Annotated in this window: 27 protein-coding genes; 16 read left to right on the top strand and 11 right to left on the bottom strand. The window is 72.5% G+C overall.

Annotation, left to right across the window (positions count from 1 at the left end; all coding sequences use genetic code 11):
* Positions 1 to 64: 64 nt before the first annotated feature.
* The 3 genes from ACIODU_RS06020 to ACIODU_RS06010 form a co-directional block, all read right to left on the bottom strand.
* On the bottom strand, positions 65 to 1,456 hold the full coding sequence (locus ACIODU_RS06020; RefSeq protein WP_356420238.1) for an NADP-dependent succinic semialdehyde dehydrogenase: 1,392 nt from the start codon (positions 1,454 to 1,456) through the stop codon (positions 65 to 67).
* Between the two features lie 157 nt (positions 1,457 to 1,613).
* On the bottom strand, positions 1,614 to 1,937 hold the full coding sequence (locus ACIODU_RS06015; protein ID WP_401764940.1) for a WhiB family transcriptional regulator: 324 nt from the start codon (positions 1,935 to 1,937) through the stop codon (positions 1,614 to 1,616).
* 149 nt (positions 1,938 to 2,086) lie between these two features.
* Positions 2,087 to 3,439: an NAD(P)/FAD-dependent oxidoreductase gene (locus ACIODU_RS06010; RefSeq protein WP_401764383.1), complete on the bottom strand. Its 1,353-nt coding sequence runs from the start codon at positions 3,437 to 3,439 to the stop codon at positions 2,087 to 2,089.
* A gap of 331 nt (positions 3,440 to 3,770) precedes the next feature.
* Between ACIODU_RS06010 and ACIODU_RS06005 the strand changes: the two genes are divergently transcribed.
* Positions 3,771 to 4,241 carry a DUF5709 domain-containing protein gene (locus ACIODU_RS06005; protein ID WP_401764937.1) on the top strand — a complete coding sequence of 157 codons (471 nt, stop codon included), beginning with the start codon at positions 3,771 to 3,773 and terminating at the stop codon, positions 4,239 to 4,241.
* 109 nt (positions 4,242 to 4,350) lie between these two features.
* Here the strand turns inward: ACIODU_RS06005 and ACIODU_RS06000 are convergent, their stop codons facing one another.
* From ACIODU_RS06000 to ACIODU_RS05980, 5 genes are all read right to left on the bottom strand, one after another.
* Positions 4,351 to 4,881 carry an ATP-binding protein gene (locus ACIODU_RS06000; protein WP_401764381.1) on the bottom strand — a complete coding sequence of 177 codons (531 nt, stop codon included), beginning with the start codon at positions 4,879 to 4,881 and terminating at the stop codon, positions 4,351 to 4,353.
* A gap of 249 nt (positions 4,882 to 5,130) precedes the next feature.
* Positions 5,131 to 5,499, bottom strand: a complete 369-nt coding sequence (locus ACIODU_RS05995) for a hypothetical protein (protein WP_401764378.1) — start codon at positions 5,497 to 5,499, stop codon at positions 5,131 to 5,133.
* A gap of 70 nt (positions 5,500 to 5,569) precedes the next feature.
* Complete coding sequence (locus ACIODU_RS05990; protein ID WP_401764375.1) at positions 5,570 to 6,103, bottom strand: type 1 glutamine amidotransferase domain-containing protein; 534 nt, start codon at positions 6,101 to 6,103, stop codon at positions 5,570 to 5,572.
* A gap of 146 nt (positions 6,104 to 6,249) precedes the next feature.
* Entirely contained in the window at positions 6,250 to 6,720 is a 471-nt protein-coding gene (locus tag ACIODU_RS05985) for an SAV_915 family protein (protein WP_401764372.1), read from the bottom strand.
* 158 nt (positions 6,721 to 6,878) lie between these two features.
* Positions 6,879 to 7,442, bottom strand: coding sequence for a winged helix-turn-helix transcriptional regulator (locus tag ACIODU_RS05980; protein WP_401764369.1), 564 nt, complete (start codon positions 7,440 to 7,442; stop codon positions 6,879 to 6,881).
* Positions 7,443 to 7,544: 102 nt separating this feature from the next.
* Here ACIODU_RS05980 and ACIODU_RS05975 point away from each other — a divergent pair, with 102 nt between their 5' ends.
* Positions 7,545 to 8,981, top strand: a complete 1,437-nt coding sequence (locus ACIODU_RS05975) for an MFS transporter (RefSeq protein WP_401764366.1) — start codon at positions 7,545 to 7,547, stop codon at positions 8,979 to 8,981.
* A 29-nt stretch (positions 8,982 to 9,010) separates the two neighbouring features.
* Here ACIODU_RS05975 and ACIODU_RS05970 read toward each other — a convergent pair whose 3' ends face one another.
* Complete coding sequence (locus tag ACIODU_RS05970; RefSeq protein WP_401764364.1) at positions 9,011 to 10,024, bottom strand: amino acid ABC transporter permease; 1,014 nt, start codon at positions 10,022 to 10,024, stop codon at positions 9,011 to 9,013.
* A gap of 584 nt (positions 10,025 to 10,608) precedes the next feature.
* Here ACIODU_RS05970 and ACIODU_RS05965 point away from each other — a divergent pair.
* The 6 genes from ACIODU_RS05965 to ACIODU_RS05940 all read left to right on the top strand — a co-directional run bounded on the left by ACIODU_RS05965 (position 10,609) and on the right by ACIODU_RS05940 (position 16,122).
* Positions 10,609 to 11,784: an LLM class flavin-dependent oxidoreductase gene (locus tag ACIODU_RS05965; protein ID WP_401764362.1), complete on the top strand. Its 1,176-nt coding sequence runs from the start codon at positions 10,609 to 10,611 to the stop codon at positions 11,782 to 11,784.
* Positions 11,781 to 12,287, top strand: coding sequence for a GNAT family N-acetyltransferase (locus ACIODU_RS05960; RefSeq protein WP_401764359.1), 507 nt, complete (start codon positions 11,781 to 11,783; stop codon positions 12,285 to 12,287). Before ACIODU_RS05965 ends, ACIODU_RS05960 begins: the two co-directional genes overlap by 4 nt.
* On the top strand, positions 12,284 to 13,225 hold the full coding sequence (locus ACIODU_RS05955) for an ABC transporter substrate-binding protein (protein WP_401764357.1): 942 nt from the start codon (positions 12,284 to 12,286) through the stop codon (positions 13,223 to 13,225). Before ACIODU_RS05960 ends, ACIODU_RS05955 begins: the two co-directional genes overlap by 4 nt.
* 17 nt (positions 13,226 to 13,242) lie before the next feature.
* Entirely contained in the window at positions 13,243 to 14,238 is a 996-nt protein-coding gene (locus tag ACIODU_RS05950; RefSeq protein WP_356420275.1) for an amino acid ABC transporter permease, read from the top strand.
* A gap of 68 nt (positions 14,239 to 14,306) precedes the next feature.
* Positions 14,307 to 15,059, top strand: coding sequence for an amino acid ABC transporter ATP-binding protein (locus ACIODU_RS05945; RefSeq protein WP_356420429.1), 753 nt, complete (start codon positions 14,307 to 14,309; stop codon positions 15,057 to 15,059).
* A 73-nt stretch (positions 15,060 to 15,132) separates the two neighbouring features.
* The gene (locus ACIODU_RS05940; RefSeq protein WP_401764354.1) at positions 15,133 to 16,122 is read left to right on the top strand and encodes an ABC transporter substrate-binding protein; all 990 of its coding nucleotides are present in this window, start codon (positions 15,133 to 15,135) and stop codon (positions 16,120 to 16,122) included.
* Positions 16,123 to 16,201: 79 nt separating this feature from the next.
* On the opposite strand, the gene ACIODU_RS05935 is transcribed toward ACIODU_RS05940, so the two are convergent.
* Both ACIODU_RS05935 and ACIODU_RS05930 read right to left on the bottom strand, forming a co-directional pair.
* Positions 16,202 to 17,032: a glutathione S-transferase C-terminal domain-containing protein gene (locus ACIODU_RS05935; protein WP_401764351.1), complete on the bottom strand. Its 831-nt coding sequence runs from the start codon at positions 17,030 to 17,032 to the stop codon at positions 16,202 to 16,204.
* Positions 17,033 to 17,187: 155 nt separating this feature from the next.
* A complete protein-coding gene (locus ACIODU_RS05930; protein ID WP_327233060.1) occupies positions 17,188 to 17,298 on the bottom strand; it encodes a putative leader peptide in 111 nt (36 codons plus the stop codon).
* Positions 17,299 to 17,666: 368 nt separating this feature from the next.
* Here ACIODU_RS05930 and ACIODU_RS05925 point away from each other — a divergent pair, with 368 nt between their 5' ends.
* The 8 genes from ACIODU_RS05925 to ACIODU_RS05890 all read left to right on the top strand — a co-directional run bounded on the left by ACIODU_RS05925 (position 17,667) and on the right by ACIODU_RS05890 (position 26,933).
* Positions 17,667 to 19,028 carry a bifunctional o-acetylhomoserine/o-acetylserine sulfhydrylase gene (locus ACIODU_RS05925; protein ID WP_356420283.1) on the top strand — a complete coding sequence of 454 codons (1,362 nt, stop codon included), beginning with the start codon at positions 17,667 to 17,669 and terminating at the stop codon, positions 19,026 to 19,028.
* A gap of 2 nt (positions 19,029 to 19,030) precedes the next feature.
* Complete coding sequence (locus ACIODU_RS05920) at positions 19,031 to 20,188, top strand: homoserine O-acetyltransferase (protein WP_401764348.1); 1,158 nt, start codon at positions 19,031 to 19,033, stop codon at positions 20,186 to 20,188.
* Positions 20,189 to 20,681: 493 nt separating this feature from the next.
* Positions 20,682 to 22,937 (top strand): APC family permease, encoded by a 2,256-nt coding sequence (locus ACIODU_RS05915; protein ID WP_401764933.1) that lies wholly within the window; start codon positions 20,682 to 20,684, stop codon positions 22,935 to 22,937.
* A 187-nt stretch (positions 22,938 to 23,124) separates the two neighbouring features.
* A complete protein-coding gene (locus tag ACIODU_RS05910; protein WP_202534746.1) occupies positions 23,125 to 23,307 on the top strand; it encodes a hypothetical protein in 183 nt (60 codons plus the stop codon).
* Positions 23,308 to 23,399: 92 nt separating this feature from the next.
* Entirely contained in the window at positions 23,400 to 24,053 is a 654-nt protein-coding gene (locus ACIODU_RS05905; RefSeq protein WP_401764345.1) for a hypothetical protein, read from the top strand.
* A 51-nt stretch (positions 24,054 to 24,104) separates the two neighbouring features.
* Positions 24,105 to 25,025 (top strand): DUF6895 family protein, encoded by a 921-nt coding sequence (locus ACIODU_RS05900; RefSeq protein ID WP_401764342.1) that lies wholly within the window; start codon positions 24,105 to 24,107, stop codon positions 25,023 to 25,025.
* Entirely contained in the window at positions 25,022 to 26,203 is a 1,182-nt protein-coding gene (locus tag ACIODU_RS05895) for a serine hydrolase domain-containing protein (RefSeq protein ID WP_401764339.1), read from the top strand. The genes ACIODU_RS05900 and ACIODU_RS05895 overlap by 4 nt, the downstream gene beginning before the upstream one ends.
* Before the next feature lie 151 nt (positions 26,204 to 26,354).
* Positions 26,355 to 26,933, top strand: a complete 579-nt coding sequence (locus tag ACIODU_RS05890; protein ID WP_401764336.1) for a hypothetical protein — start codon at positions 26,355 to 26,357, stop codon at positions 26,931 to 26,933.
* Positions 26,934 to 26,972: the final 39 nt, after the last annotated feature.

Below are 26,972 nucleotides of genomic sequence, written 5' to 3'. Positions count from 1 at the left end.
CGTCTCCCTGGTCTCCCCGGCCGTGGACCAGGGTCTCGCTTCCGGATCAGGAGGATCAGGCGGATCAGGCCGAGTGCCACACCGTGGTGATGTTGCAGAATTCGCGGATCCCGTGGCCCGACAGCTCGCGCCCGTAGCCGGAGCGCTTGACCCCGCCGAAGGGGAGGGCGGGGTGCGAGGCCGTCATGCCGTTGAAGAACACACCGCCCGCCTCCAGGTCCCGTACAAAACGGTCCACTTCCGCCTCGTCCTCGGTCCATACGTTCGAACTGAGCCCGAACGGGGTGTCGTTGGCGAGTGCCACCGCCTCGTCCAGGTCCGAGACCCGGTAGAGCGTGGCGACCGGGCCGAACGCCTCCTCGTGGTGGATCCGCATGGCGGTGGTGACGTCGGCGAGAACGGTGGGGGCGTAGAACCACCCGCCCTCGACCTCCGCCGGGCGCTGCCCGCCGCACAGGGCGGTCGCGCCCCGGCCCAGGGCGTCCTCGACCAGTTCCTCCAGGTCGGCGCGGCCCTGCTCGGAGGCGAGCGGGCCGACGTCGGTGGACTCGTCCAGCGGGTCCCCGACGGTCAGGTCGCGCATCCCGGCGGTGAAGCGGGCGGCGAAGGCGTCGTACACGTCCGCGTGCACGATGAAGCGCTTCGCGGCGATGCAGGACTGGCCGTTGTTCTGCACCCGGGCGGTCACGGCGGTTCTGGCGGCCCGTTCGATGTCCGCCGACGGCATGACGATGTACGGGTCGCTGCCGCCCAGCTCCAGGACCGTCCGCTTCACCTCGTCACCGGCGACGGCGGCGACGGCGCGGCCCGCCGGCTCGCTGCCCGTGAGGGTCGCGGCGGCCACGCGGGGGTCGCGCAGGATGTCCTCGATCGCGCCGGAGCCGACCAGCAGCGTCTGGAAGCAGCCCTGCGGGAAGCCGGCCCTGCTGAACAGGTCTTCCAGGTACAGCGCGGTCTGCGGCACGTTCGAGGCGTGCTTGAGGAGGCCGACGTTGCCCGCCATGAGGGCCGGCGCGGCGAACCGTACGACCTGCCAGAGCGGGAAGTTCCACGGCATGACCGCGAGCACCACCCCGAGGGGGCGGTAGTGGACACGGGCCCGGGAGGCGCCGGAGTCCTTCACGTCGGCGTCGGACGGGTGCTCGTCGGCGAGCAGTTCCTCGGCGTGCTCCGCGTACCACCGCATCGCCTTCACGCACTTGAGCGCCTCCGCGCGGGCGGCCGCGACCGGCTTGCCCATCTCGGTGGTCATGGTGCGGGCGATGTCGGGCGCGTCCTGCTCCAGCAGGTCGGCGGCGCGGTTCAGCAGCCGGGCCCGTTCGCCGAATCCGGTCAGGCGGTACTGCCGGAAGGCGGCGTCGGCGGCGGCGACGCGCCGCTCGATCTCCTCGGCTCCCAGCGCGTCGAAGGTCTTGAGCGTCTCTCCGCTGGTGGGATTCACCGTCGCGATGGGCATGGGGCCATTCCTCCTCGGTTCGACAGTCCGACCCTTCCGCGACCTGCCCGCGCCCGCAACACGGGAGACGGGGGCACAGCGGGCCCGGGACGCGGCGCGGGCCGGGGTCCTGGGCGCGCGTCGGGGGTTCGGGGCCGGGTTCAGGGGCGGGCGGGGCTCAGGGGCGGCGCGACCGGCCCGGTCCCGACTGCTGCGTGGCGCGGGCCGGGGCCGTCTGGGGCGTCCTGCGCCGGTCGCTCCTGCGCCGCATCCTGCGCCGCTCCTCCTCGTCCGTACCGCCCCAGACGCCGGAGGTACGGCCGGTCTCCAGCGCCCATTCGAGGCACTCGCGCTCCACGGGGCAGCGGTGGCACACCTCCTTGGCGCGCCGGGCCTGTTCGGCGGCGGGGCCGGATTCGCCCACCGGGAAGAACAGCTCGGGGTCGGCGTCGACGCAGGCCGCTTGACGCAGCCACGCCCAGGTGTCCGTATCGGGGCCGATGCTCAGGGGTTCCGTAGGCAGCCGCACAGTCGATCGTTCCTTTCGCTCGGTGGGCGGTGGGGGTCTCTCTGTCTGCGCGTACCCCTCACCCCGCTGCGAAACGGAGACTGCGCTTCTGTTTCCCGGGACCGGCGTTTTTCCGGATGGTCCTACGGCTTCCCGCCCGGTGCGCCCGGACCGTGGGGACCGCCCGGTCCGACCGGCACCTTGGCCAGTTCGGGCGACGACGATTCGAGCGGTACGGTCCACGCCCTGACCAGTCCCAGCTGCACGGCCTGGCGGGGCAGCACCGCGTCGAGCAGCCAGTCGGCGGCGACCCGCACCCGGTTCCCCGGCATGGCCGCCAGGTGGTAGCCGCGCGTCACGGCGCCCGCGACGGGACCCGACAGCGGCACGCCGAGCGGGTTGGCCGCCGCCTTGACCCCGCCGAGGTCCACCACGAAACCCAGGTCGTGGTGGCTGTACGCCTCGGCCCCGCCGTAGCCGAGGGAGGCGGCGACGTTGCGCCCCGCCACCTTCCCCTGGCGGCTCGCGTGCTGGGCCGTCATCGGCGTGTACTCCCCCGGCCTCGTGAGGTCCGGTACGGCGGCGGCGTCACCGCACGCGAACACCTCGGGATGTCCCGGCACGTTGAGGCGCGGGTCGACCACGAGACGGCCCCGCTCGACGGGCAGTCCGACCCCGGACACCAGGGGGTCGGGCCGGACGCCCACACACCACACCAGCGTGCGGGTCTCGACGGACTCACCGGTGTCCAGGGTGACTCCGGTCGGCGTCGCCTCCTTCACGGACGTCTTGGTCCGTACGTCCACCCCACGGTCGCGCAACACGCGGTCGGCGGTGGCGGAGAGCCTGCGGTCGAGTTCCGGGAGCACCCGGGGCGCCACGTCCAGGAGCATCCAGCGGGGTTTCTCGCCCCTGCTCCACCGGCGCTGCTTGCGCATCAGGGCGTCCGTGAAGAGCTTGCCCTGGGCGGCGACCTCGGTGCCGGTGTAACCGGCCCCGACCACCACGAAGGTGGAGCGCGCCGCGGCCTCGTCCGGGTCGGCCGTGGTCGCGGCCAGCTCGATCTGGCGGGTGATGTGGTCGCGCAGGTAGAGCGCCTCCGGCAGGCCCCGGAAACCGTGCGCGTACTCGGCGACGCCGGGGATCGGCAGCAGCTTGTTGACACTGCCGACGGCGAGGACGAGCCGGTCGTACGTCAGCTCGCCCCGCGCGCCCTCCGGGCCGGTGTACGTCACCCGGTGGCCCTCCAGGTCGACGTTGTCGGCCTCGCCGAGGACGAGCCGCACCCGCGGCAGCGTTCCGGTGAGGGAGACCGTCACCCGGCGGGCCTCCAGGACGCCCACCGCCACCTGGGGCAGGAGGGGGAGGTACAGGAAGTAGTCGGTGGGGTTGAGCAGGACGATGTCGGCGGCGCCCCGGACCTTGTGGCAGACGGTGCGGGCGGCCTCGTAGCCGGCGAAGCCGGCTCCGACGATGACAATGCGTTCTCGGCTCACGTTCGACTCCGAACAGTCACAAATCGGGACGTACCGTCGGACTGGTCACGTGCCCGCCACCGGCGCCGACAAACACCGGAGGCGTCCGCAGAACCCTCTCCACAGCCCTCGACAGGGCCTTTCACCTGCCGTTTGACACGGCAGTGATTGGTGGGAGGGTGGGGGTGAAGAGGACAGCGTGAGCATCACGCGAACTGCCGCTTGCCGAGGCCGCCGAGGGGTACGGGGAGGTGGGTCCTGTCCGCCGGGCAGGGTCCGGAGGCCGTACAGGACGGCAAAACACCCGCTAGGGCGTGAGGAGACCGACGTGAGCGGCGACGGAGGCGAGACGATGGGCGACGAGGTGTACCAGCCCGACCACGACGACGGTGACGGGGTGTTCGAGGACGAGGGCATCCTCGATCCCGAGGACACGTTGGTGGACCGCGGGTCCGACCCCTTCGACGAGGGCTGGTCGCCGCCCGAGCGGCCGCTCGCTGTGGACCACGCCGGGACGACCGCCTCCGAGCAGCTCGCGGGCGAGTCGCTGGACCAGCGCCTCGCCGAGGAGATCCCCGAGCGCGGGGTCCCGTTCGGGGACGGCATCGGCGATCTGGCCTACGGCGAGGGCGAGCTGGTGGACGACGAGGTCGGCGACGGCCGGTCCGGGCGGCTGGTGGCGCCGGACGAGGGCGCGCACGAGGACGCCGAGAACGACATGGTCGCCAGCGACGTCGGCATCGACGGCGCGGCCGCCTCGGCGGAGGAGGCCGCGGTGCATCTGGTGCCGGAGGAGGACGACGAGCCCGAGGCGTACGAGTAGGGCGGTGCCGGCTCGGGGCCGTACCGGCCGGGACCGTACCGGCTGCGCGTACTGGCCTGGACCGTACGAAGGCGGTCGTACGAGCCCTCGTTCCAAGGGCAGCCCGCGTTCAGACCAGGGCCGCCACGGAGGATGCGTGGGCCAGGGCGGGCGGGCCGAACGGCACCGGTTCGGGAACGGGTACGCGGCGCAGCTCGGCCGCACCGACACCGGTGACCGGGATCCGGGGCACGCGGAAGATGTCCTGCGGGGACTCGACGCTCCTGGTGAACCAGATGACCTTGCCGCCGGCCGTGGGGCAGGTCCCCCAGCTGTCGCTCAGCGCGGCGACGCGCGCGAGCCCTCCGCCGTGGGCGGTGAGCAGCCGGGGCAGGCGGGGGCCGTTGTCCTCCACCGAGGCCGTGAGATGGCGTCCGCGCCAGCGCAGTTCCACCACACACGTGGGGGCGTGCCCGACGTGCCGGTGGACGTTGGCCATGAGTTCGCCGAGACCCTCGCAGACGGGGTCGACGTGCAGGTCGAGTTTCCAGTGCCTGAGGTGGGCGGCGACGATGCGCCGCAGCTGGGAGAGACGTTCCGGAGAGGCGTGCAATTCCACCGTGTACCGCCGGCCGTCGTGCCGGTCGAGTGGAACTGTCATGTCGGGGCTCCTCACAGAGAGGCCCTCATGCTTCACCACGTTGTACCAACGACCCCCGAGTACGAAGCGTGAGCGGCAGTCACTTCTGGGTCAAGACCAGATTGCCGCCGCCGCGCCGGACGCGCAACACGAACGGCGGACGGCCGTACGGGAAGAAGGTGCGGGCGACCGTACGGGAACAGGGCACGCCGACGGGCGGGTCCCCGCGCACTCGCGGGGACCGGCCGTGTTGCGGGTGCGTCCGCCCGGCTACCTGCTCTCCAGGCGGAGCTGGACCTCTTCCTCCTGGTCCCCGGAGGCCGTACCGACGATCCGTACGGAGAAGGCGGCGGTCAGGGCCCTGCGCAGGCTGTCCACATCGGTGTAGGCGCCCTGGAGGGTGGCGCTGACGGGTGCGGACAGCCGCGCGGCGGCCGGCTCGTCGCGTACGTCGGACGCGTCGAAGGTGGCGGTCCACACGGCCGGCCTGCCGCCGGTGGCCGGCCGTGGTACGTCGTCGGCCGGCCGGTCGGACCCGAACGCCGTCCTGAGCGCGGAGAACACCGTGTGCGCGTCGTCCTGGTCCTGTCCGCTGAGTGCCACGACGACCTGCGCCGCCGGCTGATCCGCAGTCTTCACCTGAAATCGCCCTCTCTCCGTGTCCGCTCCCCGTCTTCCCCCCGACACCCCCTGCCCTCCTCTGCCTCGTTCAGCCGCCGAACTCGGGCACGAAGGTGGCGTTGAACGCCTTGAGGTCGCCGGGGTTCCGGCTGGTGATGAGGGTGTTGGGCCCGGAGGTGCAGACCTGGACCTGTTCGTCGACCCAGGTGGCCCCCGCGTTGCGGAGGTCCGTCCGAAGGCTGGGCCAGGACGTCAGCGTCCTGCCCCGTACGACATCGGCCTCCACGAGCGTCCACGGGGCGTGGCAGATCGCGGCCACCGGCTTGCCCGCGTCGAAGAAGCTCTTCACGAACGCGACGGCGCCGGCGTCCGTGCGCAGGGCGTCCGGATTGGCCACGCCGCCGGGCAGCACGAGTCCGTCGTAGTCGGCCACCGAGGCCTCGGAGACGGTCAGGTCGACGGGGAAGGTGGCCGCCTTGTCGAGGTGGTCGAACGTCTGTACCTGGCCGGGTTCCGTCGAGATGAGCACGCGTTCGCCGCCCGCTTCGCCGACGGCCTGCCAGGGTTCGGTGAGTTCCACCCGCTCCACGCCTTCGGGAGCCACGAGAAATGCCACACGCATGAGGTACACGTCCCTTCGTCTTCACCGGAGCGATGTCTCGCGCCTGCCCGCAGGCGCTCTCCTCACACAGGAGGCGCGGGCAGGCGCGGAGGAGTCCCGCGAGCGGGAAGAAGTCCCGCAAGACGAGTCTGGTGGACGCGGGCCGATCAGGCGCGTCGAGCGGCCGGCCGTGCCGAGGGGGCCATGCGATGGCCGGGCTGGAGCGGCGGGAGTGCGCCGGCGGAGGGCCTGCGCGCGCCGTACGGGCCGGCGGTCTGGACCGGGAGGGGGAGGACGGGCGGCGGGCCCGGTACGGCGACGGGGACCGTGACCGGAGCGGTGGCGGGGGCCGTGGCCGGGGCGGCCAGCTGGGGGTCGACGGTGAGGGCGGTGACGCCGAGCGGCTCGGTGAGGGCGCGCACCGCGTGCTCCGAGAGCTTGATCCAGGACTGCTGGGGGCCCAGGGTCGCGGCCAGTCCGGTCGCGGTGGTGAAGGCGACCGCCGTCCGGGCGCCGAGGGCGGTACGGAAGAGGCGGACGCTGAAGCCTGCGGATCCCGGCCGGACCGGGACGAACAACGTTCCGGCCGGGGTCGGATGTGAAGGCTCCGGATCCTCGCTGTTCTGATGCTCCGACATGGTGTCGCTCCTGAGGACAGAATGACTGCCCCGGTCCGCGGGTCGGGAGCGGGGCATACCAGAGATGGTATGCCCGTACGGCACGCTCCGGCCCCGGTCGCTGACGCGGCCTTGATCCACCGCGGCCTTCTCCTGACGCGGGCTTGACGGCCCGAGGATCACTCCTGGCCGCGGGAGACCCGTGCCTCGACCGTGCCGCGCCCGACCGGGCCGCCGCAGTGACGGCAGACGTGGTCGACCTCCAGGCGGTGTCCGCACGTGTGGCGGAGCGTCAACGCCGGTTCCTCCACTTCCTCCACGGCCCACTTGTCGCCCCACTGGAAGAGCGAGAGCAGCACCGGGTGCAGCTCCCGGCCGGCTTCGGTGAGGTGGTACTCGTAGCGCGGCGGGTGCTCGCTGTACTGCCGCCGTTCGATCACACCGGCGGCTTCGAGCTTGCGCAGGCGGTCGGCGAGGATGTCGCGGGAGGCGCCGGTGTATCCGGCGATGCGCCCGAAGCGGTGGACGCCGTATCCCATCTCGCGGATGGCCAGCAGGGACCAGCGCTCGCCCAGGACGTCGAGCGAGGCGGCGAGCGAGCAGGGCCGCACGGCGAGGGGCTGGCGCGCCATGAGGGACATCCCGCCGCCGGGCTCCCCGGCGGCGGCCGCCTCGTTCCCGGGCTCTTCCGCTGTTACGGACCCCGTCCCGGCCCCTGTCCCCGACCCGTCCTTCGTCTCCATGCCCTCCACCCTAACCGGTGGTTGGTTGTCTTTTCCAACAGACCACTGCTAGCTTCCACCAGGTAAGTTGGAAATCACAACAGACTCTGTGAGGGGTCCCCCATGTCCACTCCCCCGTCCGTCCCCGACGAGCAGGCCGCGGCGAAACGGCATGCCCTGCGGGTGCTGGCCCTGGGCAGCCTCGGTGTGTTCGTGGTGTTCCTCGACACGACGATCGTGAATGTCGCCTTCGAGACGATCAGCCGCGGCTTCGACACCACGACCGGGCATCTCGCGTGGGTCCTCAACGCCTACAGCCTGGTCTTCGCGGCCATGCTGATCCCGGCGGGACGCCTGGCCGACCGGTACGGGCGCAAGCGGATCTTCCTCATAGGGCTCGCCGGGTTCGCCGCGATGAGCGCCCTCTGCGGGCTCGCGCCGGACGCCGGGTTCCTGATCGCCGCCCGGGCCCTGCAAGCCGTCTTCGCGGCGCTGGTCGTACCGACCTCGATCGCGCTGATCCTGCCCGAGTTCCCCGCCGAGCGGCGGCATGTGGCGGTCGGCACGTGGGGCGCGATGGGCGCGGCGGCGGCCGCCCTCGGCCCCACCATCGGCGCGCTCCTCACCGAGTACGCGTCCTGGCGGTGGATCTTCCTGGTGAACGTCCCGATCTGCGCCGTCATGATCTTCTTCGGGGCCCGGCTGCTGCGCGAGTCCCGCGACCCGCAGGCCTCGGGCATCCCGGACCCGTTCGGTGTGGTCCTGGTCGCGGCCGTCCCGGCGCTGCTCAGCTTCGCCATCATCGAAGGGCCGTCCCGGGGCTGGTCCGACCCCTGGGTGATCGCGGGCTTCGTCCTCTCGGCGGCCCTGCTGCCGGTGTTCGTACGGCGCTCCGCCACGGCGGCCCGGCCTGTGATGGACCTGGCGCTGTTCAAGGTCCGGCAGTTCCGCCTGGTCAACGCGGCGACCCTGCTGTTCGCCACGGCTTTCTACGGCATGCTGCTCAGCAACATCATCTTCCTCCAGACCGAGTGGCACTACTCCGTCCTGCGGGCCGCGCTGGCCAGCACACCGGGACCGCTGGTGGTCACCCTGATCGCCCGGTCCGCGAGCAAGCTGGCGGGCTCGATCGGGTACCGCCCCGTGCTGCTCGCGGGAGCCGTCAGCTGGGCCGCCGGCTCGGCCACCTTCGCGCTCGCGGTCACCTCGTCGCCGCACTGGGCGGCGGCCTGGCTGCCGGCGAGCGTGCTCATCGGGATCGGCATCGGGCTGACGCTCCCGGTGCAGTCCGGGGCGGCCGTCGCCTCGCTCCCCCCGGAGCGGTACGGACTGGGCTCGGCCATCAACGCCAGCTTCCGCCAGCTCGGGGCGGTCCTCGGGATCAGTGTGTTCGTCGCCGTCCTCGGCGCCCCGGGCCCGGCGTCGGGCGTCGGCGCCTTCCACCGGACCTGGTGGGTGTTCGCCGCCATCGGCCTCGCGGCCGGCGCGGTCCTGCTGGTCCCCCGGCTCGGGCGCCGCGCTGCGGCCGAGGAGGCCCCGGCGGAGCCCGTCGCGGTCTAGAGCCTGTCCGTCAGCCGCCGGGCGGGGCCCTATGGGCGCCCGCCCGGCAGGGGCGGCGCGTCGGACGCGGTCGCCCTGCGGAGACGTACGGTCAGCAACGTGCCCTGGCGGCGCAGCCGTTGCAGGGGCGTGGGCGGCAACTCGCGGGCCGCGCCGCGCGCGTAGTACCGCTCGACGTAGAACTGACCCGCCGACAGCACACTGGTGACGGCGATGTACCAGATGGTCGCCACCATCAGCAGAGGGATGACCTGGTAGGTGCGGTTGTAGATCAACTGCACGGAGAACAGCAGGTCCTGCACGGCGAGGACGCTGACGATACTGGTGCCCTTGAGGGTGCCGATGAGCATGTTGCCCGCGGTGGGCACGATCGACCGCATCGCCTGCGGTACGACGATCCGGCGCAGCACCCGCCACCGTCCGAGGCCCAGCGAGGCGGCGGCCTCGGTCTGGCCCGCGTCGACGGACAGGATGCCGCCCCGCACCACTTCGGCGGCGTACGCGGCCTCGTGCAGGGTGAGCCCGATCAGCGCGGTGAGACTGGCGCCGAAGAGGTTCACGGTCTTGACGGTGAGGAATTCGGGGCCGAACGGGATGCCGAGGCCCAGCGTCGGGTAGAGCGCGCCGATGTTGAACCAGAACAGCAGCTGCACCAGGAGCGGGGTGGAGCGGAAGATCCACACGTACCCCCAACTGATCGTGCGCAGCACGGGGTTGGCGGACAGCCGCAGGACGGCGAAGACCGTGCCGATGAGGAATCCGAGGACCATCACGGCAGCGGTCAGCCAGAGTGTGAGCACCAGCCCGTCCAGGACGGCCGGGGTGGTGAAGTACTCGCCCACCACGGACCACTGGAACCGCCGGTTGCGGACGACCGAGTTGACGACCATGGCGAGGGCCAGCAGGGCCACGACGGCGGAGAGCCACCGGCCGACGTGGCGGCGGGGCACGATGCGGGTGAGGTCGCCGGCGGACGGGGGGATGTCCGCGCGGCGCGGCGAGGAGGCGCCGGCCGCGGGCAGGACGTCGGGGGAGACGGACATGGAGGGGCTCCACGGGAGAGGTGGTCGGCGGTGGCCAGCGGGTGTCGTCACGCGCACCGCGTCCCTCAACACGGCCGTCACGCCCCGGTGTTCCCACCGGGCCGTCATCCCTTCGATCGTACGTGCGGAAACAGGAGGTCTGTCAAGAAGTCCTTTTCCGCCCGGCCGCGGCCCGACCACAGTACGAACGCCGGTTGACTTCCCCGGACCCGCCATGCTCAATTGGCTCCATGCAGAAGCAGCTGCCGTTGGTCACCCGCGGACACATCGACTTCGGTCGAGTGTGGTCCGCCTCTTGTTGCGCCTGACCCGGCAGCGGGCCGCCTGACCGGCCCCTCCCTCCCTCGGTGACCCCCTCGCGGGCCGAGACTCCTCTCCTCACCGGGCGCGCGCTGCCGTCGACCCCGTCGTACCCCTGACGCACGTCACGCCTCGTCACGTCATCACGTCGTCGCGCCAGTCCGGTTCTCACCTGCTCGGTGCCACCCTGTCGGGTCCCTCCCTGCTCCGGTTCCGCTCCCGCGGCCCTGAGGCATGACCACGACCGGTCTCTCCCAGCTTCTCTTCTGTACGAAAGGTCCGCCATGCCTGTGGAGTTCCTCGGGATAGCCGCCACCCACGACGGTTCGGAGACACATCCGCGCTCCGGTGCCTCGTTCGACAAGGACTACACACTCAAGCTCGCACGGGCCCACGAGGACCATGGCTGGGACCGGGTGCTGTTCGCGTACGGGTCGGGCTCACCGGACCCCGCCCCGGCCGCCGCGTACATCGCCGCGCACCTCGACAAGCTCCAACTCCTGCTGGCGCACCGGCCGAACGTGTCGTACCCGACGTTCGCCGCGAAGACGTTCGCCACCCTGGACCGGATCAGTGACGGCCGGCTGACGGTCCACTTCATCACCGGGGGCAGCGACCAGGAGCAGGGGCGCGAGGGCGACACGCTCACCAAGGACCAGCGGTACTCCCGCACCCGCGAGTACATCGAGATCGTCAAGCGGATCTGGACCTCGCACGAGCCCTTCGACCACGAGGGCGAGCACTACCGGTTCCACGACTTCGTGAGCGACGTCTTCCCGGTCCAACAGCCGCGTCCCGGCGTCTCGTTCGGCGGTTCGTCCGACGCGGCCTACGCCGCCGGGGGCGCCGAGGCGGACATCTACTGCCTGTGGGGCGAGCCGCTGGCGAGGACCGCCGAGCAGATCGAGGCCGTGAAGGCCGCGACGCGCGCCGCCGGCCGTACGACCCCGCCCCGGATCCAGGTCGCGTTCCGGCCGATCATCGCCCCGACGGAGGAGCTCGCCTGGGAGAAGGCGCACCGCACGGTGGCCGCCATCAACGCCCGCAAGGAGCGCGGGGACGCGGTGGTCAGGCGCGGCGGCGGGCGGGGAGCGCCGGAGAACACCGGCTCGCGGCGGCTGCTCGCGATCGCGGAGGCCGGCGAGCGGTACGACCGCGCGCTGTGGACGCCGACCGCCGCCGCCACGGGCGGGGCGGGCAACTCCAACGCCCTGGTCGGCACACCGGAGACGGTCGCCCAGGCGCTGCTCGACTACTACGACCTCGGGGTGGACATCCTCTCGGCCCGTGGCTACGACCTGCTGGGCGACGCGATCGACTTCGGGCGCCACGTGATCCCGCTGGTGCGCGAAGAGGTCGCCAAGCGGGACGCGGAGAAGACCGCGCGGGACGCGCGCGCCGAGCACACCGACGCGAGCGCCGCGAGCGGCCCGCGGAGACTGGCGGAGGCCGGACGATGACCTCCGTCGCCGAACCGGGCGGGCTGACCTGGGTCACGGCCGCCGTCACGGACCCGCTCGCCCGGCCGATGCTGCGGGAGCTGGGGGACGAGTACTCCGCGCGGTACGGCAAGGACGCGCACGCCGAGATGGCCCGCTACCCGGCGGCGGAGTTCGACCCGCCGCACGGGGTGCTGCTGCTGTTGCTGGAGCGGGGTGAGGCGGTCGCCGGAGGCGCGTTCCGCCGCTACGACCCGGCGACGGCGGAGCTGAAGCGCATCTGGACCCACTCCGCCCACCGGCGGCGCGGGCTGGCCCGGCGGGTCGTCGCCGAGCTGGAGCGGATCGCCGCCGCGCGGGGCTACCGGCGGGTCCACCTCACCACCGGGCCGCGCCAGCCCGAGGCCAAGGGCCTCTACCTGCGGACCGGTTACACACCGCTGTTCGACACGACGGCCGACCCGGAGACCATCGGGCCGCTCCCGTTCGAGAAACACCTCGCTCCGTCGAGGGGAAAGAGATGAAACCCGTGCGCGCTCAGGTATCCGCCGTCCTCGCGGCCCTTCTGCTGCTGCCCGCCCTGGCCGCCTGTGGTACGGACGACACGTCCGGCAAGGAGTCGGCGGCCGCCGCGTCCCCCGCGCCGTCGGGTGACGTGGTCGCCGCGCTCAAGAAGGACGACGCGCTGGCGAAGCTGCTGCCCGCGGACGTCCGCGAGCGGGGCACCATCAAGATCGCCTCGTCGGTGGGAGCCGCGCCCAGCGCCTACTTCCCCGACGCGACGGGGAAGAAGCCGGTCGGCCTGGACATCGACATCGCCGACGGGGTCGCCAAGATCCTGGGGCTGAGGCTGGAGCGCGAGGAGGCCAGCTTTGAAGCGATTCTGCCCGCGCTCGGCAGTGGCAAGTACGACGTGGGGACCGGCAACTTCGGTGTGACGGACGAGCGCCGCAAGACGATCGACTTCGTCACGTACATCAACGACGGCCAGGGCTTCGCGGTCAGCAAGAACGACACGACCACCCAGAAGGTCACCAAGCTCGACGAACTCTGCGGCAAGACCGTCGGAGTCGGGGCGGGCACCACCTTCGAGGCGACGCTGAACGCGAACAAATCGGTCTGCGCGCAGGCGGGCAAAAAGCCGTACACGGTCAAGGTCTACTCGGACACCGGCGCCGTCCTCACCAGCCTCCAGCAGGGCCGGATCGACATCGTCATGTCGACCATCAACGGGCTCCGCTACCAGGCGGCCCAGCCGGCCGCGGGCGTCAAGTTCCTCGGTGAGTTCCACCGGCTCGACGTGGGATTCGCTTTCAAGAAGGGCTCCGCGCTGCTCCCCGCGTTCGAGGGCGCGGTCAACGAACTGATCGCCGACGGCACGTACCAGAAGATCCTCGCGCGGTGGGGCACCCAGGACTCCGCGATCGAGAAGTCCGAGATCAGTCCCCCCGAGAAGAAGTAGCGGCAGGAGCGCCCACCATGGAAACCGCCACCGGCACCGCGCAGGCCGCGCCGCCGCCAGGCCCTCTCGTACCACCAGGAACCGTTCCGGACGGCGAGGAGCTCGCCACTCTGGAAGTGGTGCCCGCCCGCCACTACTGGCGATGGGCCGCGGGGATCGCCGCCCTCGTCGTCGTCGCCCAGTTCGTCCACGGCCTGGCCACCAACCCGGGCTGGGACTGGCACACGTTCTCGCTCTACCTGACGGCCGACAGCGTGCTGAAGGCCGTCTGGGTGACCCTCCAACTCACCGCGTACGGCACGGTGCTGGGCTTCGCGCTCGGGATCGTCCTGGCCTTCATGCGGCTGTCGCGCAGCGCGATCCTCCAGACGGTCGCCTGGACGTACATCTGGGCCTTCCGGTCCATCCCGCTCATCGTGCAGCTGCTGTTCTGGTTCAACCTCGCCTATCTGTACAAGGAGCTGGGCGTCGGGATCCCGTTCGGTCCCGTGCTGTGGAGCTTCGACACACTGAATCTGGTCGGCGCCCTCTCGGCCGCCGTCATCGGTCTGGCGCTGCACCAGGCCGCGTACGCCGCCGAGATCGTGCGCGGCGGGATCATCTCCGTGGACGGCGGGCAGCTGGAGGCCGCCGCCGCGCTGGGCATCCCCCGGCTGCGGCAGCTGCGCAGGATCCTGCTCCCGCAGGCGATGCGGGGCATCCTGCCCAACGCCGCCAACGAGGTCATCTCCCTGTTCAAGGGCACGTCGATCGTGTCCGTGATGGCCATCGGCGAGCTGTTCTACCAGGTGCAGGTGATCTACGGCCGCAACGGGCGTGTGGTGCCCCTGCTGATGGTCGCCACCGCCTGGTACATCCTGCTGACCACCCTGCTGTCCGTCGTCCAGTACTACGTGGAGCGGCACTTCGCGCGGGGCCACGAACGCACTCCCCCGCCCACCCCGCTCCAGCGTGCCCGCACGTTCGTCCTCAAGCTGCGGGCCACCGCCGCCACCGGAGGTTTCCCGCGATGAGCGACAACGACACCACAACGGTGGGCTTGGGCAAGGGCCCGGGCGCCGAGCGGCCCGACGGCGGCCTGATGGTCGACGTGCGCGGAGTCCACAAGAACTTCGGCACCCTCGAAGTACTGCGCGGGGTCGACCTCCAGGTCCGCACCGGCGAGGTGACCGTGGTGCTCGGCCCGTCCGGCTCGGGGAAGTCGACGCTGCTGCGCAGCATCAACCACCTGGAGAAGCTCAACAAGGGCTACATCAGCATCGACGGCGAGCTGATCGGCTACCGCAGGGCCGGCAACAAGCTGCACGAGCTCAAGGAGCGCGAGGTGCTCAAGCAGCGCCTCCACATCGGGTTCGTCTTCCAGAACTTCAACCTCTTCCCCCACCTGACCGTGGTGGAGAACATCATCGAGGCCCCCGTCTCGGCGCTGCGCGTCCCGCGCAAGCAGGCCCTCGAACAGGCCCGGGTGCTGCTGGAGCGGGTCGGGCTCGCCGACAAGACCGACGTGTACCCGCGGCAGCTGTCCGGCGGCCAGCAGCAGCGGGTGGCCATCGCCCGCGCCCTGGCGCTGGAGCCGAAGGTGCTGCTCTTCGACGAGCCCACCTCGGCGCTCGACCCCGAACTGGTGGGCGAGGTCCTCGACGTCATCAAGGACCTGGCCCGGTCGGGCACCACCATGATCGTCGTCACCCATGAGATCGGCTTCGCCCGTGAGGTCGCGGACACCGTCGTCTTCATGGACGGCGGAGTGATCGTCGAGCAGGGCACACCGGCGGAGGTGCTCGACCGGCCCCGGCACGAGCGCACCAAGGCGTTCCTGTCGAAGGTCCTCTGACCTCTTCCGTACGTCCCACCTCACCGTCCTCCCCTCCCCCTTCTTCGTCAACGTCCCCGTCAAGGAGCCCACCGTGTCGCCCCGTCGCGCCTTTCGTCCCGCCGCCGCCCTGCTCGGCCTCGTCACCGCCCTCACCCTCACCGCCTGCGGCGACCCCGCCGACGACACCGTGAGCAACGCCGCGCCAGCCGCGAAGGGCGCCAAGAAGGCCGAGTTCGACCTGAGTCCGAACCAGAAGCGCCTCACCACCCCCAAGGTCGACGCCGTCGCCGCCCTCCTGCCCGCCGCCGTCCGCGAGCGCGGCACGCTGGAGGTCGTCAACTCGGCGGGCTCCGCGCCGCCACTCGACTTCTACGCCACCGACGACAAGACCGTGATCGGCGTGGAGACCGACATCTCCTCGCTGATAGCCGACGTGCTGGGGCTCAAGCTGCGGTCCCACACGGTCGACTGGGCGAACATCTTCGTCGGGCTCGACAGTGGCAAGTACGACCTCGGCGTCAGCAACATCACCGTCACCGAGGAGCGCAAGGAGAAGTACGACTTCGCCACCTACCGGCTGGACAACCTCGCGTTCGAGGCCAAGAAGGGCTCGGGCTGGAAGGTCGAGGGCCCCAAGGACGTGGCGGGGAAGACGATCGGGGTCAGCTCCGGCACCAACCAGGAGAAACTGCTGGTCGGTTGGAGCGAGGAGAACGTGAAGAAGGGCCTCAAGGCCACCGACATCAAGTACTACCAGAACGCCACCGACTACTACCTGGCGCTGGGTTCGGGCCGCCTGGACGCCTACCTCGGCCCGAACCCGGTCGCCGCGTACCACTCCGCCTCCACCGGCCAGACGGAGGTCATCGGCACCTACTCCGGTGGCGGGGCCGAGGTCCAGGGCAAGATCGCGGCCACCACGAAGAAGGACAACGGCCTGATCAAGGCGGTGCATGAAGCCCTCAACACCGTGATCAAGAACGGCAGTTACGGAAAGGTCCTCAAGCGCTGGGGCCTCTCCAACGAGGCCGTGACGTCCTCGGAGCTCAACCCGCCGGGACTGCCGAAGACCAACCAGTGACGAGTGGTGAGTGACCACCGGCCGGGGGGGTGACCACCGGCCGGCGGGCGTACCGGCCGGCGGCCCCACCCGGCCGGTCTCAGCCCAGCTGCCCCGTGCCCGTGCCCGGCGAACCCGCCGGACACGGGCACCGCGCGTGGTACTTGAGGGCGATGGCCGCCAGGTCCAGATGCGCGCCGAAGGCGGGCCGCGCCGCCAGCCGGCGGGCGTAGTCCCACAGGCGCGGATAGTGCGCGACACACCGCGCCGCCACGGTGTCCAGGTGTGGCCGGTGCACGGTGTCCAGATACACCAGCGCCACCCACAGCTGGACGTCGGCGGCGGTCGGCGCGTCACCGCCCAGTGCGAAGTCCCTCCCCTCCATGCGCTGTTCGAGCGTGTCCAGCGCGGCGAAGAGCGTGCGCAGGGCGCGGTCCCGGTCCTCGGGCGCCGTGTCGGGGCGCCCGGCGATCCCCGCGTTCACACCGATGTCCCGCTCGCACAGGAGGGCGACGGCGTCGATCTCTTCCTCCGTGCCGCGCGGGCGCAGTTCGGGACCCGAGCCCCCGAACCGTACCGACAGGTCCCGCAGGATGTCCGGGACGTACGTGCTGACGATCCGCCCCGTCCAGCCGTCGCTGAGCACGGGTGCGGCGGCCGGCCCCGGGTGGTGGTGCGAGGTGGCCTCGTACAGCGGGAGCAGCGCCTCGTACCCGCCGCCGGGACCGTCGGGCACGGCGGGGAGCAGGGTCACGGGAAGGGTGTCGCCGAGATCGAGCAGGCTGTGGGTGACGGCGATCTCCAGACAGGTGGGACAGGCCGGGGACAGGTGGAGGCGGTAGCGGCGCGGCACGGCGTAGTGGCCGCTGCGCGCGTCGCAGCCGATCCTGCCGCGGATGGAGGGTGCGACGGCGGGGGTGATGAGGGACATGCGTCTCCCTGCGGTGGATGCGTACGGACGGACGGACGCTCACGACACGCGCGGGGCAGGGCGGACCACGGGCCGGGCACGCGGGCGCGGGAGAGCGCGGCGCGTGGTGCTACCGGTCGGAGGAGGGCGTGCCTGTGCCGTGTCGGCTCGGAGGATTACGCGGCGGAACAGACACGGAGCAGGTCGATGTGGCGACGGGAGGTCAGCAGGGGCAGCGATCGGGCCGTACCGGCCCCACGATCGATGTCCAGCCCCGAACGACCCATTTGTGCCTACCCGTTCGCTAGATGCCCACAGTCGAGTGTCCGGCCGCCCACGGGCTCCGTCAAGGGTGCCCGCGCCTCTCGGGGGGACCGTCTCGCATGGTGAGAGCGGGGGTGGGGACCGCGGGCAGGAGGGGGCGTGTGTGACGGGAGTTGCTCCGCGTGTGAACGGCGGGCGCGTTGTGTTTCCGCGACATGTCGGGTTTGTGGCCGAACCGGCCGCGCGCCACCGGGTGCCGTACACCTTCTCTAGGGTCCGTGTCAGGCGTGGACCTCTCCCTCCCATCTCCCTCTCCCCCCTCCCCCTCTTCCTTTCTCTCCCACACACCACCCGACACCCGCCGCCCGACCCGAACCGTGCGAGGCACACCATGAGTCAGCCCGTCGACTCCGTCACCGCGGGGCACACCCCCGAGGACATCTCCGGCCAGGAGCCCGCCGCGGCCTGGTCCTTCGAGACCAAGCAGATCCACTCGGGCGCCGCACCCGACCCGACGACCGGCGCCCGCGCGACGCCGATCTACCAGACGACGTCGTTCGTCTTCAACAGCACCCAGCACGCCGCCGACCTGTTCTCCCTCGCCGAGCCGGGCAACATCTACACCCGGATCCACAACCCCACCCAGGACGTCCTGGAGCAGCGGATCGCCGCGCTGGAGGGCGGGGTGGCGGCCGTCGCCCTCGCCTCGGGACAGGCCGCGGAGACCCTGGCGATCCTCACCCTGGCGAGCGCGGGCGACCACATCGTCTCCAGCACGTCGCTGTACGGCGGTACGTACAACCTGCTGCGCCACACGCTCCCCCGGTTCGGCATCGAGGTGTCCTTCGTCGACGACCCGGACGACCTCGACGCCTGGCGCGCGGCCGTACGCCCGAACACCAAGGCCCTGTTCGCCGAGACGCTGGGCAACCCGCGCGGCAACGTCCTCGACATCCGGGGGGTGGCGGACGCGGCGCACGACGCCGGGGTGCCGCTGATCGTGGACAACACCGTGCCGACGCCGTACCTGCTGCGTCCGCTGGAGCACGGCGCGGACATCGTGGTGCACTCGGCGACGAAGTTCCTCGGCGGGCACGGCACCACGATCGGCGGTGTGGTGGTCGACGGCGGTACGTTCGACTTCGGCGCGCACGCCGAGCGGTTCGCGGACTTCCACGAGCCCGACCCCAGCTACCACGGCCTCCAGTACTGGCCGGCCCTCGGCCCCGGCGCCTTCGCGATCAAGCTCCGGGTCCAGCTGCTGCGCGACCTCGGTCCGGCGCTCTCCCCGCACTCCGCGTTCCTGCTGCTCCAGGGTGTCGAGACGCTCAGCCTGCGCGTCGAGCGCCACACGTCCAACGCGCTGGCGCTGGCCCAGTGGCTGGAGGGGCGCGACGAGGTGTCGGCCGTCCACTACGCGGGACTGGAGTCCAGCCGGTGGTACGAGGCCGGGCAGCGCTACCTGCCGAGGGGCGCGGGCGCGGTCCTCGCCTTCGAGCTGCGGGACGGGGTGGAGGCGGGCAAGCGGTTCGTGGACGGCGTCGAGCTGTTCAGCCACCTCGCCAACATCGGTGACGTACGCAGTCTGATCATCCACCCGGCGTCGACCACGCACAGCCAGCTCGACGAGGAGCAGCTGGTGGCCACCGGCACCGCGCCCGGTCTGGTGCGGCTCTCCGTGGGCCTGGAGAACGTGGACGACCTCAGGGCCGATCTGGAGGCCGGGTTCCGCGCCGCCAAGGCGGCGTCCTGACGATGTCGGTCGGACCGGCCACGCGCCCCCTCCCGCCGGCCGCCGCCGGCTGGCGGGAGGGGGACCCGGCGGGCCACCGCTCCTGGGTGACGCTGGAGCGCCCTCTTCCCCTGGAGGCGGGCGGTTCGCTGCCCGGCGTACGACTCGCGTACGAGACGTGGGGGCGCCTCGCCCCCGACGCCTCGAACGCGGTGCTGGTCCTGCACGCGCTGACGGGAGACAGCCATGTCGCGGGACCGGCGGGACCGGGGCATCCCACCGGCGGCTGGTGGGATGCCCTGGTCGGCCCGGGGCTGCCGTTCGACACCGAGCGGTGGTTCGTCGTCGCGCCGAACGCGCTGGGCGGCTGCCAGGGTAGTACGGGCCCCTCGTCGCTCCGTCCCGGGGCGGCCCGCCCCGGTGAGCGCTGGGGGCCCGGCTTCCCGTACCTGACCCAGCGGGACCAGGTGGCCGCCGAGGCGGCGCTCGCCGACGCCCTGGGCATCGGCCGCTGGGCCGCGGTCGTCGGCGGTTCCATGGGCGGGATGCGCGCGCTCGAATGGGCCGTGGGCCACCCGGAACGTACGGGCTCCCTCCTCGTCCTCGCGTGTCCCGCCGCGGCCTCCGCCGAGCAGATCGCGTGGGGCGCCGTCCAGATCGAGGCCATCAGGTCCGACCCGGGCTGGCGCGGCGGCCGCTACCACGACGCGCCGGCCGGCGCGGGGCCGTACCGCGGTCTCGGGGTGGCCCGGCGGATCGCCCATGTGACGTACCGCAGCGAGCCCGAACTCGCCGCCCGGTTCGGCGGCGCCCCGCAGCCGGGCGAACACCCCTGGCGGGGCGGGCGCTACCAGGTCGAGTCGTACCTGGACCACCACGCGGCCAAGCTGGCGCACCGCTTCGACGCGGGCAGCTACGTGACTCTGACGGAGGCGATGAACGGCCACGACGTGGGCCGGGACCGGGGCGGCGCCGCCGCGGCGCTGCGCCGGGCGACCATGCCCGCGCTGGTCGCCGGGATCGACTCCGACCGGCTGTACCCCCCGTCCCAGCAGGCGGAACTGGCCGCCGCGCTGCCGGGCGCGGACCGGCCGAGGGTCGTCGAGTCGCCGTACGGACACGACGGCTTCCTCATCGAGACGGAACAGGTGGGCGCGCTGGTGCGGGAGTTGCTGGCGTGAGGTGACCGGGGCGGGTCCGCCCGGCGCGGGTCCGCCCGGCGCGGGTCCGCCCGGCGCGGGTCCACCCGGCGCGGGTCCGCCCGGCGCGGGTCCACCCGGCGCGGGTCCACCCGGCGCGGGTCCACCCGGCGCGGGTCCACCCGGCGCGCATGGCGCGCGGCGTCCCGCGCGTGTGATCGCCACGCGGAGGGCCGGGCGCGTACCGCACGTACGCGCCCGGTCCGCCGACGCGGGCGCCGGGCGCCGGACGCCCCTTCCCGTACGCCCCCGGGTCCCGCCCCGGTCCCGGAGGCGGACGGCGGCGGCGGGGACAGCGGAACCGTACGCCCGAACGGGTGATCGGGCCCGCTGTCCGGGTGTCGCGCGCGCCGGGTGGGACCGGTGGGGACCCCGGCGGAAGACACTCGCGGATGTGACGGACACAGAGGGTCAGGACGGACGGGGCAAGGAGAGCGCGGGCGCGCCGCACACCGCGGCCGGCGGCGCGGTGATCATGCCGAAGCTCGACGCCGAGCAGTCGGGGCTCCTGCGGCGGGTCGGTGAGGAGTGGGGGCGGGTGTCCGCGCCCCCCGAGGCGTGGCGCCGCGTCCTGCCGGTGGACCCCGACGTCGGCAGCTACCCCGAGCCCGGCCAGATCGTCCCGGCCCGGTTCGGACGGGTCGTCAGCGTCCCCACGCTCAGCGGCGGACCGACCACGGCGGAGGCCGGCGGGGCCGGCGGGGACGAGGCGGGGGCGGGCCCCGAATGGCAGCCCGGCGGAGTGGCGCTGCGCCTGCGCCGGACCCTCCTCGGGGCTCCCCTCGCGAACACCGCGATCGTGCGGGAGCGGATGCGCAAGCTGGTGGCGCTGCCGGTCCTCTCGGCGGACGCCCTGTCGTCGGTGGCGTACGGCCCCGAGGCGATGCTGCTGGTCCTGGTGCTCGCCGGGACCGCCGGGCTCCACGCGACGGTGCCGGTGGCCCTCGCGATCGTGTTCCTCATGCTGGCCGTGGGGTTGTCGTACCGTCAGACGATCCGTGCGTATCCGATGGGCGGAGGCTCGTACATCGTCGCGACGGACAACCTGGGACGCGTCCCGGGACTGATCGCGGCCGCCGGACTGATGACGGACTACATCCTCACCGTCGCCGTCTCGGTCTCCTCCGGCATGGGCGCGGTCACCTCGGCGATCCCGAGCCTGTCCCCGGAGATCGTCCCGATCGGCGTGCTGGTCATCGCCATCCTCCTGGCGGGCAACCTGCGCGGGGTGCGCCAGGCGGGCGCGCTGTTCGCCGCGCCGACCTACGCCTTCATCATCGCGATCCTCGCGCTGGTGGCGACGGGCCTGTACAGCGCGGCGGGCCGGGACTTCACCCCCACACCGCACCCGGTCGTGAACGCGACCGAGGGGCTGGGCGTGCTGCTGGTGATGAAGGCGTTCGCCTCCGGGGCGACGGCGATGACCGGCATCGAGGCGATCTCCAACGCCGTGCCCGCCTTCAAGCCGGTCGCCTGGCGCAACGCGCGTACGACCCTGTCGTGGATGATCGTGCTGCTCGTGGTGCTGTTCGCGGGGGTGGTCGCCCTGATCCACTACGAGGGGATCGTGCCGCAGTCGCAGGAGACCGCGCTGTCCCAACTGGCCCATCGCAGCTACGGGTCGAACGGGTTCTACGTCTTCACCCAGGCGGCGACCGCGCTGGTGCTCCTGCTCGCCGCGAACACCGCGTACAACGACTTCCCCCGGGTCCTGTTCCTGCTGGCGCGCGACGACCACGCGCCGCGGATCTTCCTGCGCCTGGGCGACCGGCTGGCGTTCTCCAACGGGATCATCCTGCTGTCGGTGGCCGCCGCGCTCGTCTACATCGCCTTCGAGGGCAAGACGGCGTCGCTGATCCCGCTGTACGCCGTCGGGGTGTTCCTCGCCTTCACCCTGTCGCAGTGGGGCATGGTCGTGCACTGGTGGCGCAAGCGCAACCGCCACTGGCGCAAGAGCCTGTGCTTCAACGCCACCGGCGCCGTCCTGTCGGCCGCCGTCTTCATCACGGCGGGCATCACCAAGTTCACGGCCGGGGCGTGGCTCGCCATCCTCGCGGTGGGCGCGTTCCTGCTGGTGACAACGCGGATCCACCGCCACTACGCGAGGGTGCGTCAGGCGCTGCGGCTGCACCCGCAGATGATCGAGATCCCCGGGCACTCGATCACGCCCCACTCGCGCCCCGACAACGGCGCAGGCAGCGGCACGGGCACCGGCGCCTGGTCGGCCGCCCGCGCGCCCGCGCCGCCGGGGCCCGCCGCGCCGACCGGGGCGGACCCCACGGCCTCGGCGGGCCGGGAGCGGGACGCGGAGACGGAGGACACCCCGGAGGAGATCCGCCATCTGTCCGTCGTGCCGATCGACGCGCTGCACCAGGCGAGCATGCGCGCCCTCGCCTACGCCGCCTCGCTCCAGCAGCCCGTGCTCGCGCTGCACGTCAGCCCGGCCGAGGAGGAGGCGGAGCTGTTCCGGGAGTCGTGGCGGCTGTGGGGGAACCGGCTGCCGCTCGCGGTCGTCGTCTCCCCGTACCGCGCGATCGTCGCCCCGATGATCGGGTACATCGAGTCCCTGCACCGGCAGCGGCCCGATCTGACGATCACGGTGATCCTGCCGGAGATCGTGGTACGCCACTGGTACCACCGGATCCTGCACAGCTATCTCGGCGGGCGGCTGCGGCGGTCGCTCCGGCCGCTGCCGAAGATCGTCGTGACGACGGTCCCTTTCCACGTCTAAGGGGTGTCCGGCGGCCGGCCGCGGGGGCGTCCGGGCAGGTGGCGTACGGGCGAACCCCGGCTGGTTCGGGATTGAACTTCCGTATTGAAACATCAACTATCCGGCCAATTGGCCGATTTGCTCACCTATGTCTAGAGTTGACGGTGTCATTGCCGTACAGGCAATCGCGTCTACACGAGGAGCTGACATGCTTTCTCAGACCATGAGGGCCGGAGAAATCACTCTTGACGGGCACGCGTTGGGGGTGGCCATGACCGAGCCCGAAGCCCCGCAGAGCGACGCGCCTGTGTACTCGCCCGAGGCCGCGGGACTGTTGCTGCTCGCGCTGCTCCTCTCGCCCAAGGAGCCGAAGGAACCGAAGGGCCGGTGATTCCGGACCGGTCGCGGACCACATACCAGGAATCGGCGGCCGGCCTGGCACGACGTGCCCTCGATGCCCTCCGGGGCACCGGGGGCACGGCCATGGTCGCGGACCACGTCGAACAGGCGGACGATCCCGGCGCGGCGCTCGCCGCCGTCCGGATCCTCGGCGCCGACACCTTCGCCCCCGTCCTGCTGACGGGCGAGGCACTTCCTCCCCAGGACGCGGAGGCCGTCGCCCTCGCGCTGACCGCGCTCCCGCCCTCGCGGGACGTGGTGCCCGCGCCGCCCGCCGGCCCCGAGGGGCCGTGGCTGATGGCGTGGCGGGACTGGGGCACGGCGACGGTGCTGGCCTTGCTCACCGACGGCGGTACGGGCGTCCCGCCGACGGCCCCGGCCCCGCTGCCGCCCCCGGGCCCCGGGCACGGGGCACCCGCCGTGAGCGAGACGGGCTGGCCCGGCTGGTCGGTCCGGATGGGCCAGCTGTCCACGCTGGCGCTGCCCGGACTCGACGGACCGATCCACGACGCGGCCCGCGCCGAGCCCCTCGCGCTGGCGCGCGGCGCCACCCGCGCGGTGCTGCGGCGCGACTACCCCACCGCCGCGCGGATCACGCGCTGGCTGGCGTGGCTGCACGCGGACGGGGTGCCGCTCGCGCTCGATCCCGCGCCGCTGGTCGAGCACATCGAGGTGATGGCGGGCGGGGACCGGCTCGCGCTCGACACGGCGATCGCCCACCGCATGCTCACGACCTGACGGCCCCTCACGAGCGACACCCGACCACGACCGGATGGGACCGAGACCCCGATGGACACCGTCACCCCCCTGGCCCACCAGGTCACCTCCAAGGCCCTGAGCTGGCTCCACACCCACCGCGAGCACGGCGCGCTGCCGGCGGACAGCACGGCGCAGCTGGCCGAGCCCGACAGCGTCTACAAGCCGCTCGGCGAGACCGCGCTCGCCGCCTCGCTCGTCGTCCGCGAGGCGGTGGCCGGCACGCAGGAGCTGCGGATCGCCCGCGAACTGCTGGACTTCTGCTGGGAGCAGCTCGGCGAGGGCGCCATGCTCCACGAGCGGCTGCTGCGGTACCCGATGATGAGCGACCCGCTGGAGACGTACACCCACTTCGCCCGGAGTGGCTACCGTCACCGGGCGCTGGAACGGCTCGTCGCGCACACCACCTCGCTGCGCTCCGCGCGGGCGGCGGAGGTCCTGCCGAACCGGCGCCTCGCCGTCGCCAACGCCGCGCGGGTCGCCGGGCTCGACCGGGGGCCGATTCCCTTCGACTGGGACGCGCTGATCGGGGAGACCTGGCTCGGCTCGTTCCCCGAGCCGTGGCTCGTCGACTGGACGAACGCGTACAACATGACCCACACCATCTTCCACAGCACCGACTGGGGGCGGCTGCCCACCGGTCTCGCCGCCGGTCTCGGCGCGTACGTCGGCGACTGGCTGCCGGTGTGGACGGACATCTGGGCCGAGATCGGTGAGTGGGACCTGATGGCCGAGCTGATGATCGTCGGCAGCTGTCTGCCGGAACCACGCTGCGACGCCGGGGACTGGGAGCGGCTGGCGTCCCTCCAGCACGAGGACGGGCTGTTCCCCCGCGACGCGCAGCCCGTCGGCGACGATCCCGGTGAGCGCTTCTCCGACCAGCACCATCCGACGGTGGTCGCGGCGGTCGCGGGCACCCTCGCGCTCTCCCGTACCCTCGGCTCCCGGCCGTGAGCGAGGGGCGGGCCGGGATCCGCGCCACGCCGGGCACGGACCGTCCGTACGCCTCCGAAAACGCCGGCCCCGGCACCGGCGGCCACACCGGCGCGCCGCCCGGGGCGTGGGCCCTCGGTGCCGCCCATCCGGTCGTCACCGCCGCCCGGGGCGCCAGCGCCGTCGCGGTGGCGCTGCGGCACGGTCACCGGCGGGCCGTCGTCACGTACGGCAGGACCGCCCGGGAGGGCGGAGCGCCGGTGACCGCCGACACGCGCTTCGAGATCGGCTCCCTGACGAAGTGTCTGACGGCGCTGCTGTTCGCCGAGCGCGTGGCGCGCGGCGAGGTCGCCCCCGGTGATCCGCTGACCCGCTTCCTGCCCCCGGAGGCCGTGCCGGAGCCGCGCGGCGGGCCCGTCACCCTCCTCCATCTGGCCACCCACACCTCCGGGCTGCCCCGGCTGCCACCAGGTCTGTTCGCCAGTGCGACGGGGCGCTGGCTGAGCAATCCGTACGCCCGGTTCGACACGGACGACCTGCTGGACGCCCTCGCCAGGACCCGGCTCCGCGCCCGGCCCGGCGAGCGGATGCGGTACTCGAACTTCGGGGTGGCGCTCCTCGGCCACCTCCTCACGGGGACGGGCGAGGCGCGCACGGCGGACGGCACGGCGCCGTACGGGAACCTCCTCGCGGCGCGGGTCCTGGACCCCCTCGGCCTGTACGGCACCTCCTGCGTGCCCGGGCCTCCGGGATCCACGGCCACCGGTTACGGGCACGGTGGCGCCCGCCCCCCGTGGGAGATCCCCGGTCTGCCGGGCGCGGGGGCCGTCCGCTCCACCGCCCGCGACCTGCTGACTCTCCTCGACGCGCACCTGGAGGCCCGTCCCGGCGCCCCGCCGGGAACCCGTGAGGCCGCCGCGCCGCTCCCCCTGCGCGCGGCCCTCGCCGACGTCACCCGTCCGCGGCTCGCGGTGCGGGGCGGTGCCCGGCGGCTGGCTCTCGTCTGGAACATCCGGGTGCGGCCCGGGGGTGACGTGTACCACCACTCCGGCGGTACGAGCGGCTTCACCGCGTTCGCGGGGTTCTGCCCGCGCCGGGGCACCGCGCTCGCCGCCCTCGCCAACACGACGCCGGACGCCGGTCACCGCTTCGTCCAGAGCGCGTACGAGGCCCTGTTGGCCCTGGGCGCGCGGGGCTGACGACCCGTAAGGGCGGTGTGGTACGGCCGGACGGCCGAAGCGCGGTGGCCGGGTCGCGCGGGCCGTCCTCCACTGGGAGTGTGCGACCCCGATCGAGCGGGTCGTGTGCTGCCCGGACCGGGCGGCCCCTCCCTCTCCCGAGGAGCCCACCATGACGTCGTACCGCGCCAGAGTGTTCACCGCAGTCTCCGCCACCGTGCTGATCGCCGGGGCGGCCACCGCCTGTTCCGGCGGCGACAGCGGCGGCGGCTCGGCCCCGAGCGCCGCCGAGACCGCTTCCGCGGCCGCCGCCACCTCGGCGCCGCGGGCCGCCGAGGTGGCGGCCTCCCCGTCGGCGTCCAGCCCGGCGGAGGTGACCTCGTCCAAGGGGCCGCTCGGCACGATCCTCTTCGACCACAAGGGCCGGACGCTGTACGTGTTCGACAAGGACAAGACGTCCAAGTCCACCTGCGAGGGGGCGTGCGCCACGGCGTGGCCGCCGTTCACCGTCACCTCGAAGCCGACCGCGGGCACGGGCGTGAAGTCCAGCCTGCTCTCCACGAGCACCCGGAGCGACGGCAAGAAGCAGGTCACCTACCACGGCCACCCCCTCTACCGCTTCTCCGGCGACCCGCAGCCCGGCAACACCAACGGGCAGGGCGTCAACGCGTTCGGCGCCAAGTGGTACGTCATGGGCACCGACGGCAAGCAGATCACCAAGAAGTCGCAGAACCCGGGCACCGGTTACTGACCCCGGCTCCCGTCCTCCCGTACCGCCTCCCGCCCGATC

The sequence above is a fragment of the Streptomyces sp. NPDC088261 genome (assembly GCF_044740805.1).
In the GTDB taxonomy this organism is placed as follows: domain Bacteria; phylum Actinomycetota; class Actinomycetes; order Streptomycetales; family Streptomycetaceae; genus Streptomyces.
The sequence above is the reverse complement of the archived record's forward strand: the minus strand, read 5'-3'. Positions and strand labels throughout refer to the sequence as shown.

Excerpts from the sequence above, each read along its gene's own strand:
- ACIODU_RS06020 (WP_356420238.1), bottom strand. The coding sequence starts at position 1,456 with ATGCCCATCGCGACGGTGAATCCCACCAGCGGAGAGACGCTCAAGACC.
- ACIODU_RS06005 (WP_401764937.1), top strand. The coding sequence starts at position 3,771 with ATGGGCGACGAGGTGTACCAGCCCGACCACGACGACGGTGACGGGGTG.
- ACIODU_RS06000 (WP_401764381.1), bottom strand. The coding sequence starts at position 4,881 with ATGACAGTTCCACTCGACCGGCACGACGGCCGGCGGTACACGGTGGAA.
- ACIODU_RS05990 (WP_401764375.1), bottom strand. The coding sequence starts at position 6,103 with ATGCGTGTGGCATTTCTCGTGGCTCCCGAAGGCGTGGAGCGGGTGGAA.
- ACIODU_RS05985 (WP_401764372.1), bottom strand. The coding sequence starts at position 6,720 with ATGTCGGAGCATCAGAACAGCGAGGATCCGGAGCCTTCACATCCGACC.
- ACIODU_RS05980 (WP_401764369.1), bottom strand. The coding sequence starts at position 7,442 with ATGGAGACGAAGGACGGGTCGGGGACAGGGGCCGGGACGGGGTCCGTA.
- ACIODU_RS05975 (WP_401764366.1), top strand. The coding sequence starts at position 7,545 with ATGTCCACTCCCCCGTCCGTCCCCGACGAGCAGGCCGCGGCGAAACGG.
- ACIODU_RS05970 (WP_401764364.1), bottom strand. The coding sequence starts at position 10,024 with ATGTCCGTCTCCCCCGACGTCCTGCCCGCGGCCGGCGCCTCCTCGCCG.
- ACIODU_RS05965 (WP_401764362.1), top strand. The coding sequence starts at position 10,609 with ATGCCTGTGGAGTTCCTCGGGATAGCCGCCACCCACGACGGTTCGGAG.
- ACIODU_RS05960 (WP_401764359.1), top strand. The coding sequence starts at position 11,781 with ATGACCTCCGTCGCCGAACCGGGCGGGCTGACCTGGGTCACGGCCGCC.
- ACIODU_RS05955 (WP_401764357.1), top strand. The coding sequence starts at position 12,284 with ATGAAACCCGTGCGCGCTCAGGTATCCGCCGTCCTCGCGGCCCTTCTG.
- ACIODU_RS05950 (WP_356420275.1), top strand. The coding sequence starts at position 13,243 with ATGGAAACCGCCACCGGCACCGCGCAGGCCGCGCCGCCGCCAGGCCCT.
- ACIODU_RS05945 (WP_356420429.1), top strand. The coding sequence starts at position 14,307 with ATGGTCGACGTGCGCGGAGTCCACAAGAACTTCGGCACCCTCGAAGTA.
- ACIODU_RS05935 (WP_401764351.1), bottom strand. The coding sequence starts at position 17,032 with ATGTCCCTCATCACCCCCGCCGTCGCACCCTCCATCCGCGGCAGGATC.
- ACIODU_RS05930 (WP_327233060.1), bottom strand. The coding sequence starts at position 17,298 with ATGGGTCGTTCGGGGCTGGACATCGATCGTGGGGCCGGTACGGCCCGA.
- ACIODU_RS05925 (WP_356420283.1), top strand. The coding sequence starts at position 17,667 with ATGAGTCAGCCCGTCGACTCCGTCACCGCGGGGCACACCCCCGAGGAC.
- ACIODU_RS05920 (WP_401764348.1), top strand. The coding sequence starts at position 19,031 with ATGTCGGTCGGACCGGCCACGCGCCCCCTCCCGCCGGCCGCCGCCGGC.
- ACIODU_RS05915 (WP_401764933.1), top strand. The coding sequence starts at position 20,682 with ATGCCGAAGCTCGACGCCGAGCAGTCGGGGCTCCTGCGGCGGGTCGGT.
- ACIODU_RS05910 (WP_202534746.1), top strand. The coding sequence starts at position 23,125 with ATGCTTTCTCAGACCATGAGGGCCGGAGAAATCACTCTTGACGGGCAC.
- ACIODU_RS05905 (WP_401764345.1), top strand. The coding sequence starts at position 23,400 with ATGGTCGCGGACCACGTCGAACAGGCGGACGATCCCGGCGCGGCGCTC.
- ACIODU_RS05900 (WP_401764342.1), top strand. The coding sequence starts at position 24,105 with ATGGACACCGTCACCCCCCTGGCCCACCAGGTCACCTCCAAGGCCCTG.
- ACIODU_RS05890 (WP_401764336.1), top strand. The coding sequence starts at position 26,355 with ATGACGTCGTACCGCGCCAGAGTGTTCACCGCAGTCTCCGCCACCGTG.